This window comes from Streptomyces sp. NPDC056503 (assembly GCF_042794995.1).
Lineage (GTDB): Bacteria > Actinomycetota > Actinomycetes > Streptomycetales > Streptomycetaceae > Streptomyces.
In genome coordinates this window covers 1-17383 of the sequence record NZ_JBHTST010000163.1, presented here as the reverse complement: position 1 = coordinate 17383, position 17383 = coordinate 1, and the positions used below count along the sequence as shown (strand labels likewise).

The 17383-nt window shown below is 74.0% G+C and carries 17 protein-coding genes; 6 read left to right on the top strand and 11 right to left on the bottom strand.

Annotation, left to right across the window (positions count from 1 at the left end; translation table 11 throughout):
* From ACFQ8C_RS32740 to ACFQ8C_RS32730, 3 genes are all read right to left on the bottom strand, one after another.
* A partial coding sequence (locus ACFQ8C_RS32740; RefSeq protein WP_383464824.1) for an ATP-binding cassette domain-containing protein occupies positions 1 to 321 on the bottom strand: 321 nt, incomplete at its 3' end.
* 39 nt (positions 322 to 360) lie between these two features.
* The gene (locus ACFQ8C_RS32735) at positions 361 to 1032 is read right to left on the bottom strand and encodes a DUF4097 family beta strand repeat-containing protein (protein ID WP_383464821.1); all 672 of its coding nucleotides are present in this window, start codon (positions 1030 to 1032) and stop codon (positions 361 to 363) included.
* A gap of 302 nt (positions 1033 to 1334) precedes the next feature.
* Positions 1335 to 2288, bottom strand: a complete 954-nt coding sequence (locus ACFQ8C_RS32730) for a DMT family transporter (RefSeq protein ID WP_383464819.1) — start codon at positions 2286 to 2288, stop codon at positions 1335 to 1337.
* Positions 2289 to 2487: 199 nt separating this feature from the next.
* Here ACFQ8C_RS32730 and ACFQ8C_RS32725 point away from each other — a divergent pair, with 199 nt between their 5' ends.
* The gene (locus tag ACFQ8C_RS32725) at positions 2488 to 3387 is read left to right on the top strand and encodes a LysR family transcriptional regulator (RefSeq protein ID WP_383464816.1); all 900 of its coding nucleotides are present in this window, start codon (positions 2488 to 2490) and stop codon (positions 3385 to 3387) included.
* On the opposite strand, the gene ACFQ8C_RS32720 is transcribed toward ACFQ8C_RS32725, so the two are convergent.
* From ACFQ8C_RS32720 to ACFQ8C_RS32710, 3 genes are all read right to left on the bottom strand, one after another.
* The gene (locus ACFQ8C_RS32720) at positions 3374 to 4342 is read right to left on the bottom strand and encodes a DUF2199 domain-containing protein (protein WP_383464814.1); all 969 of its coding nucleotides are present in this window, start codon (positions 4340 to 4342) and stop codon (positions 3374 to 3376) included. The two genes, ACFQ8C_RS32725 and ACFQ8C_RS32720, sit on opposite strands and share 14 nt — an antisense overlap.
* A 70-nt stretch (positions 4343 to 4412) precedes the next feature.
* Positions 4413 to 4880: a hypothetical protein gene (locus tag ACFQ8C_RS32715; protein ID WP_383464812.1), complete on the bottom strand. Its 468-nt coding sequence runs from the start codon at positions 4878 to 4880 to the stop codon at positions 4413 to 4415.
* A gap of 12 nt (positions 4881 to 4892) precedes the next feature.
* Positions 4893 to 7670 carry an FAD-binding and (Fe-S)-binding domain-containing protein gene (locus ACFQ8C_RS32710; protein WP_383464809.1) on the bottom strand — a complete coding sequence of 926 codons (2778 nt, stop codon included), beginning with the start codon at positions 7668 to 7670 and terminating at the stop codon, positions 4893 to 4895.
* 51 nt (positions 7671 to 7721) lie between these two features.
* On the opposite strand from ACFQ8C_RS32710, the gene serC reads away from it, so the two are divergent.
* Complete coding sequence (gene serC / locus ACFQ8C_RS32705) at positions 7722 to 8840, top strand: phosphoserine transaminase (RefSeq protein WP_383464807.1); 1119 nt, start codon at positions 7722 to 7724, stop codon at positions 8838 to 8840.
* 110 nt (positions 8841 to 8950) lie between these two features.
* On the opposite strand, the gene ACFQ8C_RS32700 is transcribed toward serC, so the two are convergent.
* Entirely contained in the window at positions 8951 to 9331 is a 381-nt protein-coding gene (locus ACFQ8C_RS32700; protein ID WP_383464804.1) for a hypothetical protein, read from the bottom strand.
* Between the two features lie 77 nt (positions 9332 to 9408).
* Positions 9409 to 10410, bottom strand: coding sequence for a WD40 repeat domain-containing protein (locus ACFQ8C_RS32695; protein ID WP_383464801.1), 1002 nt, complete (start codon positions 10408 to 10410; stop codon positions 9409 to 9411).
* Between the two features lie 119 nt (positions 10411 to 10529).
* On the opposite strand from ACFQ8C_RS32695, the gene ACFQ8C_RS32690 reads away from it, so the two are divergent.
* The 3 genes from ACFQ8C_RS32690 (at position 10530) to ACFQ8C_RS32680 (ending at position 14388) form a co-directional block, all read left to right on the top strand.
* Positions 10530 to 11375, top strand: a complete 846-nt coding sequence (locus ACFQ8C_RS32690) for an alpha/beta fold hydrolase (protein ID WP_383464798.1) — start codon at positions 10530 to 10532, stop codon at positions 11373 to 11375.
* Between the two features lie 121 nt (positions 11376 to 11496).
* Positions 11497 to 13638, top strand: a complete 2142-nt coding sequence (locus ACFQ8C_RS32685; RefSeq protein WP_383464796.1) for a hypothetical protein — start codon at positions 11497 to 11499, stop codon at positions 13636 to 13638.
* Between the two features lie 66 nt (positions 13639 to 13704).
* Positions 13705 to 14388, top strand: a complete 684-nt coding sequence (locus ACFQ8C_RS32680; protein ID WP_383464793.1) for a GDSL-type esterase/lipase family protein — start codon at positions 13705 to 13707, stop codon at positions 14386 to 14388.
* 21 nt (positions 14389 to 14409) lie between these two features.
* Here the strand turns inward: ACFQ8C_RS32680 and ACFQ8C_RS32675 are convergent, their stop codons facing one another.
* Together ACFQ8C_RS32675 and thpR are read right to left on the bottom strand one after the other, a co-directional pair.
* Positions 14410 to 15399 carry an aldo/keto reductase gene (locus tag ACFQ8C_RS32675; protein ID WP_383464790.1) on the bottom strand — a complete coding sequence of 330 codons (990 nt, stop codon included), beginning with the start codon at positions 15397 to 15399 and terminating at the stop codon, positions 14410 to 14412.
* A 188-nt stretch (positions 15400 to 15587) separates the two neighbouring features.
* Positions 15588 to 16172: an RNA 2',3'-cyclic phosphodiesterase gene (gene thpR / locus ACFQ8C_RS32670; RefSeq protein WP_383464787.1), complete on the bottom strand. Its 585-nt coding sequence runs from the start codon at positions 16170 to 16172 to the stop codon at positions 15588 to 15590.
* Positions 16173 to 16206: 34 nt separating this feature from the next.
* On the opposite strand from thpR, the gene ACFQ8C_RS32665 reads away from it, so the two are divergent.
* Positions 16207 to 16722, top strand: a complete 516-nt coding sequence (locus ACFQ8C_RS32665; protein WP_383464784.1) for a GNAT family N-acetyltransferase — start codon at positions 16207 to 16209, stop codon at positions 16720 to 16722.
* Between the two features lie 34 nt (positions 16723 to 16756).
* Here the strand turns inward: ACFQ8C_RS32665 and ACFQ8C_RS32660 are convergent, their stop codons facing one another.
* The gene (locus ACFQ8C_RS32660) at positions 16757 to 17263 is read right to left on the bottom strand and encodes a lamin tail domain-containing protein (protein ID WP_383464782.1); all 507 of its coding nucleotides are present in this window, start codon (positions 17261 to 17263) and stop codon (positions 16757 to 16759) included.
* Between the last annotated feature and the right edge of the window lie 120 nt (positions 17264 to 17383).

The window sequence follows — 17383 nt, the reverse complement described above, 5'->3', positions numbered from 1 at the left end:
GTGGTGGAGGTCGGCCATCAGGAGCATGTTCTCCAGGCCGGTGATGAGGCCGTCGACGGCGGAGAACTGTCCGGTGACGCCGATGGCGGCGCGGACCCGGTGGGCGTCGGTGGCCAGGTCGTGGCCGGCGACGGCGGCCTGGCCGGCGTCGGCGGTGACGAGGGTGGAGAGGATCTTCACGGCGGTCGTCTTGCCCGCGCCGTTCGGGCCGAGCAGGGCGAAGACCGTACCGGCCGGGACGGTCAGGTCGACTCCGTCGAGGACGACCTTGTCGCCGTACGACTTGCGCAGACCGGTCGCCGCGATGGCGGGGTTCGTCATGACGGATCGCTCCTTGGTGGGGGTGGGGTGGGTGCCGTGTCAGTTGCTGTGGGCGGTGATGTCGCCGAGGGCGGTGGTGGCGTGGAGGGTGAGGGGGGTGCCGGTGCCGTGGGTGTTCTGGAGGGTGTTGGTGATGCGGCCGAGGGTGGTGCCGGCGTCGAGGGTGGCGGTGGTGGAGCGGGCGGCGCCGATGGTGATGGAGCCGGCCTGGGTGTCGAGGCGGACGGTGCCGCCGGTGGCCTCGGTGATGCGCAGGTCGCCGCGGGTGGTGGTGAGTTCGGCGTCGCCGTGGAGGTGGCCGAGGGTGATGTCGCCGTCCTGGAGGGTGAGGTGGGCGGTGCGGGCCTCGTCGAGCTTGACGGGGCCCTGGGCGGCTTCGAAGGTGACGTCGCCGAGCCGTCCGACGCCGCGCAGGTCGGCGGCGGCGGCCTTGGCCCGGACGGAGGAGTCGGCGGGGAGCTGGACGGTGATCTCGACGGAGCCGGTGGCGCCGAAGAGCTGGTTTCCGGTCTCGGGGGCGGTGATGTCCAGGACGCCGTCGGCGAAGGAGACGGTGGTGGTCTCGGCGGCCTTCACGTCGCGGGACTTGGCGGGGTTGGCGGGGCGGATGTCGACGGTGACGTCGGCGCGGTCGGCGGCGATGAAGCGCAGGTGGCCGGCCGGGAGGGTGACGACGGCGGCGATCGGGGCGGTGGCGGCGAAGGTGCGCATGGTTTCTGCTCCTGTGGAGTGGTGAGTCCGTCGGTGTTTCCGACATGAGAAAAGCTACGTTGCTTTCCAATCCTCAGCAACACCCTCGTTGCACAAGAATGGCATCACTACAGGTCACAGCAGTTATTTCGTTGCAATGGAAGAAAGATTGACGCAACGGCATATGCCAGCACGTTGCAATGGTGGTGCAGTGAACGCTCCGCGGGGCCGCCCGGACCGCCGGAAAAGCCCGACGGCCGGCGAGACGGTCCGGGAGCTCCGGACCACCTCGCCGGCCGTCGGGCCGGGAAGGAGGGAACGCTCTACGCGGTGGCGGGCACCTTCGCCCTGGCCGTCTGCGTCCGCACCGCCCCCATGCTCGCCGCGATGACGAGCGCGATCGCGAGGCCGTCCGTCACGGAGAGGGCCTGGTGGAGGACGAGGAGGCCGGCACCGGCCGCGATGGCGGGCTCCAGGCTCATCAGGACGGCGAAGGTGGGGGCGGGCAGGCGGCGCAGGGCGAGGAGTTCGAGGGTGTAGGGCAGCACCGAGGAGAGCAGCGCGACACCGAGGCCCAGCGCGATCGTCGACGGCACGAGCAGCGCGCCGCCCGCCTCGGCGATCCCGAGCGGCAGGGTGAGGACCGCGCCGAAGGCCATCGCGAGGGCCAGCCCGTCGGCCTGCGGGAAGCGCCGGCCGGTACGGGCGCTGAAGACGATGTACGCCGCCCACATGGCGCCCGCCGCGAGCGCGAAGCCCGCGCCGAGCGGGTCGAGCCCGTCGAACCCGCCGCCGCCGAGCAGGGCGACGCCGCCGAACGCGAGGCCGGCCCAGAGGAGGTTGACGAGGCGTCGGGAGGCGATGACGGAGAGGACCAGCGGGCCGAGCACCTCCAGGGTGACGGCGGCGCCGAGCGGGATCCGGTCGATCGACTGGTAGAAGAGGACGTTCATGCCCGCCATGGCGGTGCCGAAGGCGACGACGGTCCCCCAGTCGGCCCGGCCGTAGCCGCGCACCTTGGGCCGGCAGACCAGCAGCAGCACCAGGGCGGCGAGCACGAGCCGCAGCGTGACGACCCCGAGCGCTCCGGCCCGGGGCATCAGCAGCACGGCGACGGCCGACCCGAACTGCACGGAGAGCCCGCCGGCGACGACGAGCGCGACGGGCCCGAACCGCCCGGGCGCGGCACCGGGGGCGCGGTCCCGGCGGCCGGCCGAAGCCGCACCCGCCGCCGCGCCGGCAACCGCTCCGGCGCCCGCTCCGGCACCCGTGGTCACGCCCGCGGCCGTACCGGCCCCACCCGTGCCCGTCCCAGGGGCCGAGGCCACTCCCGTCGCCCCCGCCACCCGGCTGTCCACGGCCACCACTCCTCCGAAGTCCACTCCACTAAACTCTCAGTCCAGAGTAGTGCACTCTCCCGTACCCTGACGACCGAATTCCGCTTCCACGCTAAGGAGTGCGGGGCCGCCAGCGGAAATGCCGATCACCCTGCGGTTATGCTCCGGAAACATGACCCTGCGCATCGAGCTGCGCCACCTCCGCTGCTTCCTCGCCATCGCCGAGGAGGAGAACCTCACCCGCGCGGCCGCCCGCCTCCACCTCACGCAGCCCGCCGTCTCCCGCACCCTCGCCGCCCTCGAACGGCACCTCGGCGCCCGGCTCGTCGACCGCTCCACCCACCACCTCGCCCTCACCGCCGAGGGCCGCGCCTTCCGCGAACGGGCCGCCGCCGCCCTCGCCGCCTTCGACGCGGCCGTCGACCCGGCCAGGCTCCACCACCGTCCGCTCCGGCTCGGCCACGCCTGGTCGGCCTTCGGCCCCTACACGACCCCGCTGCTCCGCCGCTGGCAGCGCGAACACCCGGAAACCCCCCTCGAACTCCTCCGCATCGACGACCGCACCGCCGGCCTCGCCCGGGGCCAGGTCGACGCGGCCCTGCTGCGCGGCACCGTCGACGCCCCCGGCCTGGTCACCGCCGAACTCGCCACGGAGCCCAGGGTCGCCGCCCTCCCCGCCGACAGCCCCCTCGCGGACCGCCCGGGCGACCTCACCCTCCTCGACCTCGCCGACGAGACGGTCGTCCTCAACACCGTCTCGGGCGCGACCACCCTCACCCTGTGGCCGCTGCCCGCCCGCCCCACGAGCACCCTCACGGTCGCCAACACCGACGACTGGCTCGCCGCGATCGCCGCCGCCCGGGGGGTCGGCGTCTCCTCCGCCTCCACGGCGGCGGTCCACCCCCACCCCGGAGTCGCCTACCGGCCCCTGAGCGGGGCCCCGCCCCTCCCCGTCCTCCTCGCCTGGCGCGACGCCTTCCCCCACCCGGCGACACAGGACCTGGTGCGGATGGCCCGGGAGATCGTCAGCGCGGGCTGACCCGCGCCCCCTCGTCCTCCCGCCGCAGCGAACGCCACACGTGCCGGGCCCAGGCGTGCTGCTCCGCCTCCGTGTACGAACAGAACAGCCCGGCCGCCGCCCCGTCCGGCTCCACCACGTACGCCGTCAGCTCGTGCCGGGACCGTCCCGTGTCCTCGGGCGTGAACCAGAACGCGTACCGGACGCCACCGCCCTCCAGCCGCTCCAGGTGCTCCTGCCCGGCCGGCACCGGCGGGGTCTCCCCGACGAGCAGCGGGAGGAAGTCCTCGGCGGCCCGCCCCGGCTCACTGTCCTGGAAGGTGGCCAGGGCCACGGTGCGGTCCGGCGCCCCGAAGTGGTCGACACCGTCCTCGAACCGCCCGGAGAACCCCGCCGTACGCTCCACCGACCAGCCGTCCCCGAGATCCGTCCGCACGGCGACGGGCAGCGGGTGCGGGAAGCGGGCCAGCACGTGGTCCCGGTCCCACGTCTCCCCGAGCAGCCCGGTGGCCGCCTCCCCGTGCCCCTCGACGAGGTACGGCAGCTCCTCCGCGTCCAGGATCCGCCCGGTGAACTCCGCTCCAAGCACGTCCTCGCCCCACGGCATCACCGCGTTCGCGAGCCGCCCGCGCACGACCAGCTCCGGATACGCGACCTGGTCCTCCCAGACGGCAGCGGCGTGCCGGAACGTCTCCTCGTCGGTCTCCACCCAGGCCCCGAGCACCAGCTCGGCCTCCCCCGTCAGCCGCACCGGCAGCAGACAGCGCACGAAGAACCCGCCTCCTTCGAGCGCCAGCAGCGCACTGGGCCCGGGCGACCGCCGAGCCGACTCCGGCAGGTCGAAGGCGGCGTCCGGCAACCCGAACCGGACGTCGATCCGCCGCTCGTCGGCGAGCACGTCACCGCAGCAGGAACAACGCGCGGGAGCCGGGGCGGCGGGGACAGGGGCGGAGGCGGGAGGGCTGGTATCGCTCATTCCCGCACCCTAATCCGGCCGGAAACACCCCCGCGCGGCGGGCGCGGCACCCGCCGCGGCAGGGCGCCGGTCAGTCGTCGTAGAAGAAGGACTCCAGGTCCTCCATCGTGCCCGGGCCGCAGAAGCAGCACTCGGCGCGGGACATGTCCTTCTCCGACGGGGGGCGGCCCTCCTCGACGAACCGTCGCATCCATCTCTCACCGGGCTCGGCCATCGCGTAAACGGCGGACAGCAGCTCGGACATGCCCGCGGCTCCTGGCGGGGTGCGGCCCGCCACGGGCTGGAGCTCCCAGCCGCCGGCCCGGGCGGCGAGGCGGATCACGCCGGCCCAGTTGGAGATCCGCCCGATGCGGACGTACCAGTTGTCCTCGGTGAAGGGGGGCAGGCGGCCGCCGTGCAGGGCGTTGGTCGCGGCCATGATGTCCGCCACCACCGCGCGCTCCACCTCGTCGCGGACCCAGCGGCCCTCCTGCGCCTCCTCGATGGCGGCGCCCCACCATTCCCACGCGTCGTCGATCAGGGCCAGGTGGTCGTCCATCCCCGCACCCTGTCACGTCCTCCTCGGCGCGGCCCGTCCAGCCCCTCGGCGCGGCCCGTCCAGCCCCTCCGCGAGGACCTCCGCCAGGTGCCTTCCCCGCCGGGCCGTCAGGTGTCCGATCTGGGTGCGGCAGGAGAAGCCGTCGGCCAGGACCTCCGCCCGGTCCGGGGCAGCCCGCAGGCCGGGCAGGAGCCGGTCCTCGGCGCAGGCGCGGGAGACCTCCTCGTGGCCCGGTTCGAAGCCGAAGTTGCCCGCCAGGCCGCAGCAGCCGCCCGCGAGGGCGCCGGTGAGACCGGCCTTCTCCCGCAGCCGGCGGTCCGGCGCGTCGCCCAGGACGGCGTGCTGGTGGCAGTGGGTCTGGCCGGTGACCGGGCGGTCGATCCTCGGCGGGGCCCAGTCGGGGGCCAGCGTCTCCAGGGCCTCCGCGAAGGTCAGGACCGACGCCGCCAGACGGGCCGCCCCCGGCTCGTCCGGGAGCAGCTCGGGGAGGTCGGTCCGGAGGGTCGCCGCGCACGAGGGCTCCAGGACGACCACCGGGCCGTCCACGCCGCCCATCACGTCCAGCGTCCGCCGCATCACCCCGCGCGCCGCCCCCAGCCGCCCCGTCGACACGTACGTCAGCCCGCAGCACACCTTCCCCGGCGGCAGTTCCACGCCCAGCCCCGCCGCGTCCAGCACCCGTACCGCCGCCGTGCCCACCTGGGGGGCCAGGTGGTCCGTGAAGGTGTCGGGCCAGAGGGTGAGGGCCGGGGGGCGGGACGAGGCGCGGTCGGCGAACCAGGAGGTGAAGGTCCGGGCCGCGACCCTCGGCAGCGGCCGTTCGGGCGTGACGCCCGCCAGGCGGGCCGCGAACGGCAGCCGCGTCGCCGCGTTCAGGCCGCGTCCGAACAGGTCCAGCCAGTGCGGCAGCCCGCCCATCGTCCAGTGCGAGCGCGGCCGCCGCCACCAGCCGCCCGCTCCCCCGTAGTGCCGGGACAGGAACTCCGCCTTGTAGGCGGCCATGTCGACGCCCACCGGGCAGTCGCTGCGGCAGCCCTTGCAGGACAGGCAGAGGTCCAGCGCCTCCCGGACCTCCTCCGAGCGCCAGCCGTCCGTGACGACCTCGCCGAGCGCCATCTCGTGCAGGAGGCGGGCCCGGCCCCGCGTGGAGTGCTTCTCCTCCCCCGTCGCGCGGAACGACGGACACATCACGGAGTCGTCCGGAGCCGGCCCGGAGACCCGGCACTTGGCGACTCCGACGCAGCGGGCCGCCGCCCGGCCGAGGCCCACCACCGGCAGCCCCTCGAACCGGAGCCCCTCGTCCAGCGGCCTCGGGCGGACCAGCATGCCCGGGTTGAGGCCGCCGTCCGGGTCCCACACGTCCTTGACCCGGCCGAACAGGCCGACCAGCTCCTCGCCGTACATCCTCGGCAGCAGCTCCGCCCGCGCCTGTCCGTCGCCGTGCTCGCCCGAGAGGGAGCCGCCGTGGGCGACGACGAGGTCGGCGACGGACTCGGAGAAGCGGCGGAAGTCCCGCACGCCGCCGTCCGTCCACAGGTCGAAGTCGATGCGGACGTGCACACAGCCGTCGCCGAAGTGCCCGTACGGGACGCCCCGGAGGCCGAACTCGGCCAGCAGCGCCCGGAACTCCCGGAGGTACGCGCCGAGCCGGGCCGGCGGCACCGCGCAGTCCTCCCACCCCGGCCAGGCGTCCCCGCCGCCCGGCGGCCGGGTCGCGGTCCCGGCCGCGTCCTCCCGGATCCGCCACAGCGCCCGCTGCCCGGCCGGGTCCCGCACCACCGCCGCGTCGACGGCGTCCGCCGCCCGTACGAGCTCCGCCGCCGCGCCCTCCCCGTCCATCTCGCAGAACAGCCACGCCCCGCCCCGGGGCAACGAGGCGTCCGGCCCCACCAGGTCCGCCGCCATCCCCTCCACGGTCAGCGGCCGGTGCTCCAGCAGCCCCGCCGCCGCGTCCGCCGCGGCCGTCTCGTCGGCGTACCCGAGGACCACCAGGACGGGCTCGGCCGGCAGCGGGACGAGGCGCACCGTCGCCTCCGTCACCACGCCGAGGGTGCCCTCGGTGCCGACGAAGGAGCGGACGACGTCCGTGCCCCGTTCGGGGAGCAGCGCGTCGAGGGCGTAGCCGGAGATCCGGCGGGGCAGGCCGGCCGGGTAACCGGTCCGCAGCAGGGCGAGGTTGCGGTCGACGAGGTCCAGGAGGCCGGCCGGGGCGCCCTGCCCGTCCTTCCCGAGCGTCAACCTCTCGCCGCGATACGTCACCACATCCAGCGAGCGCACGTTGTCGGCGGTCGTGCCCCAGGCGACCGAGTGCGCCCCGCAGGCGTTGTTGCCGATCATGCCGCCGAGGGTGCAGCGGCTGTGGGTGGAGGGGTCGGGGCCGAAGGTGAGGCCGTACGGGCGGACGGCCTCCCGCAGCCGGCCGAGGACGAGGCCGGGGCGGACCACGGCGGTGCGGGCGGCGGGGTCGAGGGAGACGACGCCGCCCATGTGCCGTGTGAGGTCGAGCACGACGCCGGTGCCGGTGGCCTGGCCCCCGATGGAGGTGCCGGCGCCGCGCGGCACGACCGGGACGCCGTGCCGCCGGCACACCTCCAGCGCCGCGGCGACGTCGTCGGCGTCCCGCGGCGCGACCGTACCGGCGGGCACGCGGCGGTAGTTGGAGGCGTCCATGGTCGCGAGCGCCCGCGCGGAGGCACCGAAGTCGACGTCTCCGGCGAGTGCGGACCTCAGGTCGGCGGCGAGTCTGTCGTCTGTTCCCACCACGCAAGGATGTCTCGTTCTTCGTCTCATCCGGCGGACATCCCGCGACCCGGGCCACCCCGACCCGATACTCTCCGGCTCGTGGCCGACATCCAGATTCCCGCTGACATCAAGCCCGCAGACGGTCGTTTCGGCGCGGGCCCCTCCAAGGTGCGGACGGAGGCGCTGGACGCCCTGGCCGCCACCGGCACCTCCCTCCTGGGCACGTCCCACCGCCAGGCTCCGGTCAAGAACCTGGTCGGCGAGGTACGTGCCGGCATCTCCGCGCTGTTCTCGCTGCCCGAGGGCTACGAGGTGGTCCTGGGCAACGGCGGCTCCACCGCCTTCTGGGACATCGCGACCCACGGTCTGATCGAGAACAAGTCGCAGCACCTCACCTTCGGCGAGTTCTCCTCCAAGTTCGCGAAGGCCGCGAAGCTGGCCCCGTGGCTGGCCGAGCCGACCGTGATCTCCTCCGACCCGGGCACCCACCCGGAGCCGGTGGCCGAGGCGGGCGTGGACGTCTACGCCTACACCCACAACGAGACCTCGACCGGCGTCGCCGCCCCGCTGAAGCGGGTCGCGGGCGCCGACGAGGGCGCGCTGGTCCTCGTGGACGCGACCTCGGGCGCGGGCGGTCTGCCCGTCGACATCACCGAGACGGACGTCTACTACTTCGCCCCGCAGAAGTCCTTCGCCGCCGAGGGCGGCCTGTGGCTGGCGGCGTTCTCCCCGGCCGCCCTGGAGCGGGCGCAGCGGATCCACGCCTCCGGCCGGCACATCCCGGAGTTCTTCTCGCTGCCGACCGCGATCGACAACTCGGTGAAGAACCAGACGTACAACACCCCGGCGCTGTCGACCCTCTTCCTGCTGAACGAGCAGCTGAAGTGGATCAACGGCCAGGGTGGTCTGGAGTGGGCCGTGGCCCGCACGAAGGAGTCCTCGGACGCCCTCTACACCTGGGCCGAGGAGTCGAAGTACGCGACGCCGTTCGTGACGGACCCGGCGAAGCGCTCGCAGGTCATCGGCACGATCGACTTCGCGGACGAGATCGACGCGGCCGCGGTCGCGAAGGTGCTGCGCGCGAACGGCATCGTGGACACCGAGCCGTACCGCAAGCTGGGCCGCAACCAGCTGCGGATCGCGATGTTCCCGGCGGTCGACCCGGCGGACGTGCGCGCCCTGACGGCCTGCATCGACCACGTGATCGAGAAGCTCTGATCATCGCCCCACCCCTGCGCGAAGGGCCCCGCACCGGTCGTGACCGGTGCGGGGCCCTTCGCCGTGGGGCCCGGGGCCGGTCGGCCGCCGTCCTGCGCGGACGCCTGTGCCTACGTCTGTGCCTGCGCCTGTGCCTGTGCCTTCACGTGGTCGATGACGGCGTCGAACTCGGCCGTCGGCGAGAACTCGACGACGTCGACGTCCTCCAGCGCCTCGGGGGCGTGGCCGGGTCCCCAGTAGTAGGCCTGGCCGGCCTCGTAGACCTCCTCGCCCGTCGCCGTCCGCATCCTGATCCGGCCCTTGAACACGTACCCCCAGTGGGGGCACTGGCACAGGTCGCCTTCCAGGCCCTTGAGCGCGGGCGCCATGTCGGTGCCCGCGGGGAGGTGGATGAAGGCGACGCTCATGCCTCCGCCCGCCTCCCGCTTCCGGAAGTCGAGGCCGCCGCCCTCCATGGCGACCGGGGTGCCGTCACGCGTGAATGCCGTCATTCCGCTTCACCTCTTCGGTCTCCTTCCAGTCTCGACCCGGGGCGGCCCGGCGGCGAGGGCGGAGCGACCGGGGCGGGTCAGCGGCGGAGGAGGCGCTTGATGCCGAGGACGAGGACGGTGCCGCCGGCGAGGACGAGGAAGCCGGTGGTGGCGCTGCCCCGCGAGCCGGCGTCGGCGGGTCCCGCGGTGGCTCCGGGCGCCGGGGTGGCGGTGCCCGTGCCGGGCTGCGACGGGGCGGAGCCCCCGCCCTCCGGACGGTCCTCCCGGTCCACGCGGACGACGCGGCTGCCCTGCCCCTCCGAGCCGAACATGAGGGCCGAGCCGTCGGTCGTGTACGTCACGGATTCCGCCTGGCCCTGGAAGGGGGCGCCGGGGGAGGTGCCGTCGCCCTCGATGCGGCCGTCCTTCCAGTCGTACTCGCGGGCGCTGAAGTAGCTGCGCAGGAGGAGCCGGTCGCCGTCGGGCGAGAAGGCGCCGTCGGTCACCCAGGGGACCTCCCCGATGCGCCGGAAGGTGTTGGTGCCGGAGGTGGAGAGGCGCTCGGGGCCCTCGTACAGGCCGCCGCCGTCCTCCTTCTTGCTGGCGATGTAGACGCGGCCGGTCTTCGGATGGACCATCAGCGCCTCGGCGTTGCGGGGGCCGTCGGCGTACTTCACGTCGTACTGCTTCGCCTGGACGGTCCGGTCGCCCAGGGTCTTCGGCTCGGGGAAGCGGTAGATCCAGACGTGGTCCCAGGAGCCGTCGAGGTTGTCGCCGATGTCGCCGACGTAGATGTCGCCGTCCGGGCCGACGGCGATGGCCTCCATGTCACGGGGGGTGCCGACCCCGGCCATGGTCAGGGTCGCGACCGTCTCGCCCGTACGGGAGTCGACGCCGAAGATCCGGGGCTGGTCCTGGTCGTTGTGCGTCCAGTAGATCCCCGGGTGGGCCCGGCTCGCGGCGAGGCCGCTGGACTCGGTGATCCGCGGGTCCTGGATCGTGAAGTCCCGGTCGGCGGGGCCGGGGTCCGCGTACGCGGGGGCCGCGGACAGGGCGAGGGCCGCGACGGCGGCGAGGACGGCACGGGATCCGGTACGCATGCCCCCCAGCCTGCCACGGAGCCGTCCCGCCCGCCGGACCCCGGGGCCCGGCCCGCGCCCCGCCCCGGACGGCCGAAACGTGGTTGACCTGCGGCGACGGCGCTGTCATGGTCACGGCCATGCCTACCTTCTCCGCGCCCGACGGCACCCTCCTCGCCCACCACGCGTCCGGATCGGGGACCGGTGCGCCGCTGCTCTGCCTGCCCGGCGGCCCGCTTCAGGACTCCGCCTACCTGGCCGGTCTCGACGGCCTCGGCGGCCGCCGGACCGTCCGGCTCGACCTGCGCGGCACCGGCGCCTCGGCGGTACCGGCCGACCCGGCCTCCTACCGCTGCGACCGGCTCGTCGGGGACGTGGAGGCGCTGCGGGTCCACCTCGGGCTCGACGCCGTCGACGTCCTCGGCCACTCGGCGGGCGCGAACCTCGCCGCGCTGTACGTGACGCGGCACCCGGAGCGGGTCCGCCGGCTGGTGCTCGTGACGCCGGGCGCGGCGGCGGCCGGGATCGACACGGCGCCGGAGGAGCGGCTGGCGGCGGCGCGGCTGCGGGCCGGGGAGCCGTGGTTCGCGGAGGCGTACGCGGCGCTGGAGGAGCTGACGGCGGGGCGCGGGACGGGCGAGACGTTCGGGAAGGTCGCGCCGTTCTTCCACGGCACCTGGGACGACGCGGCGCGCGAGCGGCACGCGGCCTCGCACCGGGAGCGGAACGGGGAGGGCGCCGGGGTCTACGGGGGCGAGGGCGCCTACGACCCGGCGGCGACGCGCGCGGCGTTCGCGGCGTTCGGGCGGCCCGTGCTGGTCGTCGCCGGCGAGGGCGACGCGAACACCCCGCCGCCGACGGCCGCCGCGTACGCGGAGCTGTTCCCGGCGGCCCGGCTTGAGGTCCTGAAGGGCGGCGGGCACTTCCCGTGGCACGACGACGCGCGGTGGTTCGCGGACCGGGTGACGGAGTTCCTGGACGCGTAGGCGGCACGCCGCGCCTGAACGCGCGGTGTCGCCCCGTACAACCTTCCGGGCGGGCGGCGGGTCTGTGGGGTGTGGCGCTGGGGCGCCGCACCCGCTCTTCCCTCGCCCGAGGAGGCCCGCCTTGTCCCGTGCCCGCGTCCGCGCCCGCACCCCCCGCGTCCGCCCGTCCCGGCTCCGTCTGACCGCCGCCCTGGCCGTCACCCTCGCCGCGACGACCGCCGCCACCGTGGCGGGGCCGGGTATCGCGGCGGCGGCGCCCGCCGCCGTGGCGCGGGAGGCGGCGGCCGGGGCGACGCTCCCCGAGCTCGACTCGGGGGCCGTAGTCGGCGGCGTCGGCACCACCGGCTTCCTCACCGTCCGGGCCTCGGTCGCCACCTGGACGCGGTACGACGGCACCTCCGTCGACCTGTCCGAGGACGGGGCCCGCTACTCGGGCGCCGACCAGAGCGACATCGTGGTGGTGAGCAAGGGCACCCGCCATGCCTTCCACGACATGGCCGGGGGCGGCGCCCCCGTCGTCATCGACAGCCCGCCGTACACACTGAACGCGGTCAACGGCTCGACGCTCGTGATGGTCGACGAGACCACCGGCACTCTCCACCTCGTCAGCCGGACGCCGGACGGCCGGACCGTCGACCGCGAGGTGACCGGGCTGCCGGCCGGAAAGATCTGGAACACCGCCGGAACGGTCCCCGGCACGGTGGCCGTCCAGGTGGCCGAGGCCGGCACCTCCGCGTACCGGCTCGCCGTGATCGACGTGGCCACGGCCGCCACCACCCGGACCTACGACCTGGGCGGCTACGCCTACCGGACCCAGGTGACGCCGGATCATGTCGCCTGGCAGACCTACGGCACCACGACGAAGGTCGTCGACCGGCACACCGGGACGTCCGAGACCGTGTCCGGCTGGGCCACGTTCGCCTTCGGCGGCGACTGGCTCGCGGTCGAGGACACCACCCGGCTCACCTTCCGGTCACGGAAGGACGGCCACACGGTCGAGCCCTTCCGCTTCGCGAACCAGATCACGCCCGGGCCCGACGGCACGCTCCTCGTGCGCGGCGGCACCACGGCGGACGGCTGGGGCGTCTTCCGGGTCGCCCTCGGCACGGACGGCGAGCCGACGGTGACCATGGTGGCGGACGTCCCCGACGGCCAGGAGCTCACCCTGAGGAGCCTGTCGGTGCCGAACGGAACCGGGACGTTCCGCTGGGACATCAGCGACGAGGAGGCGGTCGTCAGCTTCGAGCTGACCCACACCGCCACCGGCCTGACGACCACCATCCACAACGAGTACCAGCCGTTCGTCACCTGGGGCGGCGGGCTGCGCGGCACGTACTTCGGCGCCTACAACGGCACGTACACGTGGAAGATGCGCGCCAGTTCGGAGGGGGCCGACTTCGGTCCTGCCGTCGTACGCACGGGCACCCTCACCGTGTCCCGCCCCACGCAGCGGCGCGACTTCAACGACAACGCCGGCGCCGACGCGCTCGTCCGCGACGGCTCCGGCAGGCTCTTCGCTTACGAGATGAGCGAGCTGACGGCCATGCGGACCGATCTGGAGTGCTACGAGACGGACTGCCAGCCCCTCACCAAGCCGACCCCGGAGCTCCTCGGCACCGGCGGGTGGAACACGTACACCCTGCTGGCCTCCCCGGGGAACCTGGCCGGCGGCGCCGCCGACGACGTCATCGGGCGGGACCGTGACGGCGTGCTCTGGCTCTACCAGAGCGAGAAGCAGAAGCTGCTCCCGCGCACGAAGATCGGCGGCGGCTGGCAGGTCTACGACAAGATCGTCGGAGGCTCGGACCTCAACGGCGACGGACGCGGCGACCTCCTCGCCACCGACACCGCCGGCGTCCTGTGGCTCTACACCTCCACCGGTGACGCCAAGGCCCCCTTCAAGGCCCGCAAGAGGATCGGCGGCGGCTGGGGCCAGTACAACCTCCTCACCGCCCCCGGCAACATCGCCGGAGCCTCCGGCGGCGACCTCCTCGCCCGCGACAAGGACGGCGTCCTCTGGCTCTACCTCGGCAAGGGCGACGGCACCTTCACCGCCCGCCGCAGGATCGGCGGCGGCTGGCAGAAGTACACCCAGATCGTCCCCGCCGGGAAGAACCCCTGGCACCCGGTGAGCGACATCCTCGCCGTCGGCCCCTCCGGTTCCGCGCGCTACCACGCCGCCGACAGCACGACCCACCCCTTCGACCGTGCCGTCCCCCTGCCCCTGCGCACCGACTCCACCACCTACAAGACCTTCTTCTAGCCGGTGCCCCCGTCCGTGTCCGGCGTCACGTCGCAGGCCGCGGACGGGGTCCGGGATGATGTGAGCATGCGATTCCTGTTCGTCGGCGACAGCATGACCATCGGACGCACCGGCGACTGGACCTGGCGATACCGCATGTGGGAGCACCTGGAGACGGTGCTGCCGGGCGGGTACGAGATCGTCGGGCCCCGGGACGGGCTGTACGTGCCCGAGGGCGAGCCGGGCGATCCGCGGGCGTACGCCGATCCGGCGTTCCCGGCCGCCGCCCGCCGGCACCTCGCCGGGTGGGGCGAGGGGTGGCTGCACATGGCGCCCGTCATCGGGGAGACCGTCGCCGCCACCCGTGCCGACGTGCTGCTGATCTCGCTCGGCCTGATCGACCTGGGCTTCTACACGAACAGCGCCCAGACCGAGGAGAACGTGCGGGCGTTCGTGGCGGCCGCCCGGGCCGCCAACCCCCGCGTCCGCGCCGTCCTCCTGCCGGTCATACCCAACATCCGGGCCACGTACGACGACGCCTTCGCCGCCGAGTGCGCCCGGTTCAACGAGCTGCTCGCCAAGGCGGTCGCCGATCTCGACAGCGCCGCCTCGCCGCTGCTGCTCACGTCGGTGCCGGACTCGTACGACCTGCGGACGGACACGTACGACGGGACGCACCCGGGGCCCAGCGGCGAGCACAAGCTGGCCGCCGCCTTCGCCGACGCGATGCACCAGGCGTGGGGGTACGGCGGGCGCTACCCGACGCGGTAGCGCCCGCCGGCCGCGGCCGCCCTACCAGGCGAAGGCCTCCGGGGACGGGCCCGGGCCCGGGAAGATCTCGTCCAGCTCCGCCAGGAGCTCGTCCGACAGGTCGAGTTCCAGGGCGCGCAGCGCGCCCGCCAGCTGCTCCGGGGTGCGCGGGCCGACGATCGGGCCGGTCACGCCGGGGCGGGTGAGGAGCCAGGCGAGGCCGACCTCGCCGGGGGCGAGGCCGTGCTTGTCGAGCAGGTCCTCGTACGCCTGGAACCGCGCCCGCTTCACCGGGTCCGCGAGCGTCTCCGCCGCGCGCCCCTCGGTGCGGCGCCTGCCCTCGGTCTCCTTCTTCAGGACGCCGCCGAGCAGACCGCCGTGCAGCGGCGACCAGGGGATGACCCCGAGGCCGTACTCCTGCGCCGCCGGGATGACCTCCATCTCGGCGCGGCGCTCGAAGAGGTTGTAGAGGCACTGCTCGCTGACCAGGCCGACCATGCCGCGGCGCGCGGCGGCCTCGTTGGCCTGGGCGATCTTGTAGCCCGGGAAGTTGGAGGAGCCGGCGTAGAGGATCTTGCCCTGTCCGATGAGGACGTCGATCGCCTGCCACACCTCGTCGAAGGGGGTGGCCCGGTCGACGTGGTGGAACTGGTAGACGTCGATGTAGTCGGTGCCGAGCCGCTTCAGGCTGGCGTCGACGGCGCGGCGGATGTTGAGGGCGGAGATCTTGTCGTGGTTCGGCCAGGCCTCGCCGTCGGGGCCCATGTTGCCGTACACCTTGGTGGCGAGGACGGTGCGGTCGCGGCGGCCGTCGCCCTGGGCGAACCAGGAGCCGATGATCTCCTCGGTACGGCCCTTCTCCGCGCCCCAGCCGTAGACGTTGGCCGTGTCGAAGAAGTTCAGGCCGGCGTCGAGCGCCGCGTCCATGATCGTGTGGCTGGTGGCCTCGTCGGTCTGCGGGCCGAAGTTCATCGTGCCGAGGACGAGGCGGCTGACCTTGAGTCCGGTGCGTCCGAGCTGCGTGTACTCCATGGGGCACAAGCCAACTCGTTGGAGCGCGCTCGAAGCAAGGGCTTACCCGGGGGGTCGCGGGAAGCCGGCCGGGAGGCTCGCCGGGAGGCCTACTGTCCGACGACCGACGCCACCGCGATGATCGCGAACATCAGTACGAGTACGCCGGCCATGATCTGGTTACGAGTCTTCGGATCCACCCTTCGAGGTTAACCTGCCCCCTCCTCCCGCCCCGCCAGCGGCCAGGCCTCCACCGTCTCGTACCGCGGCTGCTCCCCCGCCACCCCGCCCACCGGTAGGTTCGAGCGGACCAGGGCCAGCTCGCCGACCTCCCAGCGGGTGCCCTCGAAACCGTCGAGGGCGGCGAGGAAGGGGGTCAGCGGGACGCCCTCGCCCCGGGCGCGGGCGACCGTCAGGTGCGCCTGGTAGCGGCGGTGCTCCTCCATCGGGATCCCGGCCCGGCGGGCCGCCGCGTCGGCGCGTTCGGCGAGCCGCCGCAGGGCGTCGAGGTCCCCGGCGGCACCGGTCCACAGGGCGCGCCGGCCGAAGTGGCCGCCGCCGTGCAGGCGCAGCGCGAAGGGGGCGGTGCGGTGGGCGGCGCGGGCCAGCCGGGCGCGGAGGTCCGGCAGGACGGCTTCGTCGACCTCGCCCATGAAGGCGAGCGTGAAGTGCCAGCCCGGGCGGGAGGTCCAGCGCAGGCCGTCCGCGCCGGGGAGGGCGTGGAGCGCGTCGACGGCGGCGCCCAGTTCGGCGAGCGCCCCGGCGGGCGGCAGGACGGCGGCGAAAAGCCTCATGGCCGCCAGTCTGGCACCGGATAGCGTCTGGCGGATGGAGAGCGACTCGATCACGATCAGGCGGGGTGGAGCGGCGGATCTGCCGGCCGTCCTCGGGATACTCGACAGCGCCGTCGTCTGGCTCAACGGCAGGGGGATCACCGCCCAGTGGGGCACCGATCCCTTCACCAGCCTCCCGAAGAGGGTGGATCACGTCGGGCGGGTGATGGGCGAGGGCACGCCGTGGATCGCGGAGGTGGACGGCGTCCCGGCCGGCACCCTCACGCTGACCCCGCACCCGGGCGCGTACGTACCGCCGGCCGGGGAGCCGGAGCGGTACGTCCGCTACCTCGCCACGGACGGGCGGTTCCACGGCCTCGGCGTGGGGGCGGCGCTGCTCGCCCGCGCGGCGGAGGAGACCCGCCGGGACGGCGTCTCGCTGCTCCGCGTGGACTGCTTCGCGGGCAGCGGGGGCCGCCTCGTCGCGTACTACGAACGCCAGGGCTTCACCCGCACCGACCCGTTCACGGTCGGCGACTGGCCGGGGCAGGTCCTGGAGATGCGGGTGTGACGCGGGTGCGACGCCCCCCGGGCCGGGGCGCGGCTCAGCCGTGGAAGGTGATGAAGCCGTTGCCGTCGCGGTCGTTGGCGGCCTTGGTGTAGGCGTGCGTGTCCGCGGCGGCGCCACCGGGCTTGATCAGCCTGATCGTGTCCCGGTCGTTGTTCCAGATGAAGTTGCAGTTGTTGCGGTAGGCGACGTTGCCCGCGTCGGACTCGGTGCCCCGGCCGCCGCGCAGCTTCACGTGGTCGCCGGGCTCCAGGTAGTGGTCGAGGCGGAAGGTGTAGCTGTTGCCCGCCGCGTCCTTCACGACGTAGCCCCTGAGGTTCATCCGGGCGGTCCGCGAGAAGTTCTTGATCGTCACGAACTCGGCGGCGGTGTTGCCGGTCGTGCAGCTGTTGTTGTCGCGGCCCGGGGCGTCGTACTGGACGCCGGCGATCTTCAGGTTCGAGGGGTACTCGGCGGCCTGGGCCGGGGTCGCGACGAGGACGGCGGCGAGGGCGCCGGTACCGAGGGCCGCGGCTATGACGGGACGGATGGTGCGGGTGCGCAAAGGAACCCCCCTTTGTGACGACTGTGATTGACGGCTCAACATACACAGGATCACCACATCCCGTTGGCCGATCGTTCATTTTGCGACAGGGCCGGGACGGGCGAAGGGGCGGGCGGGAGT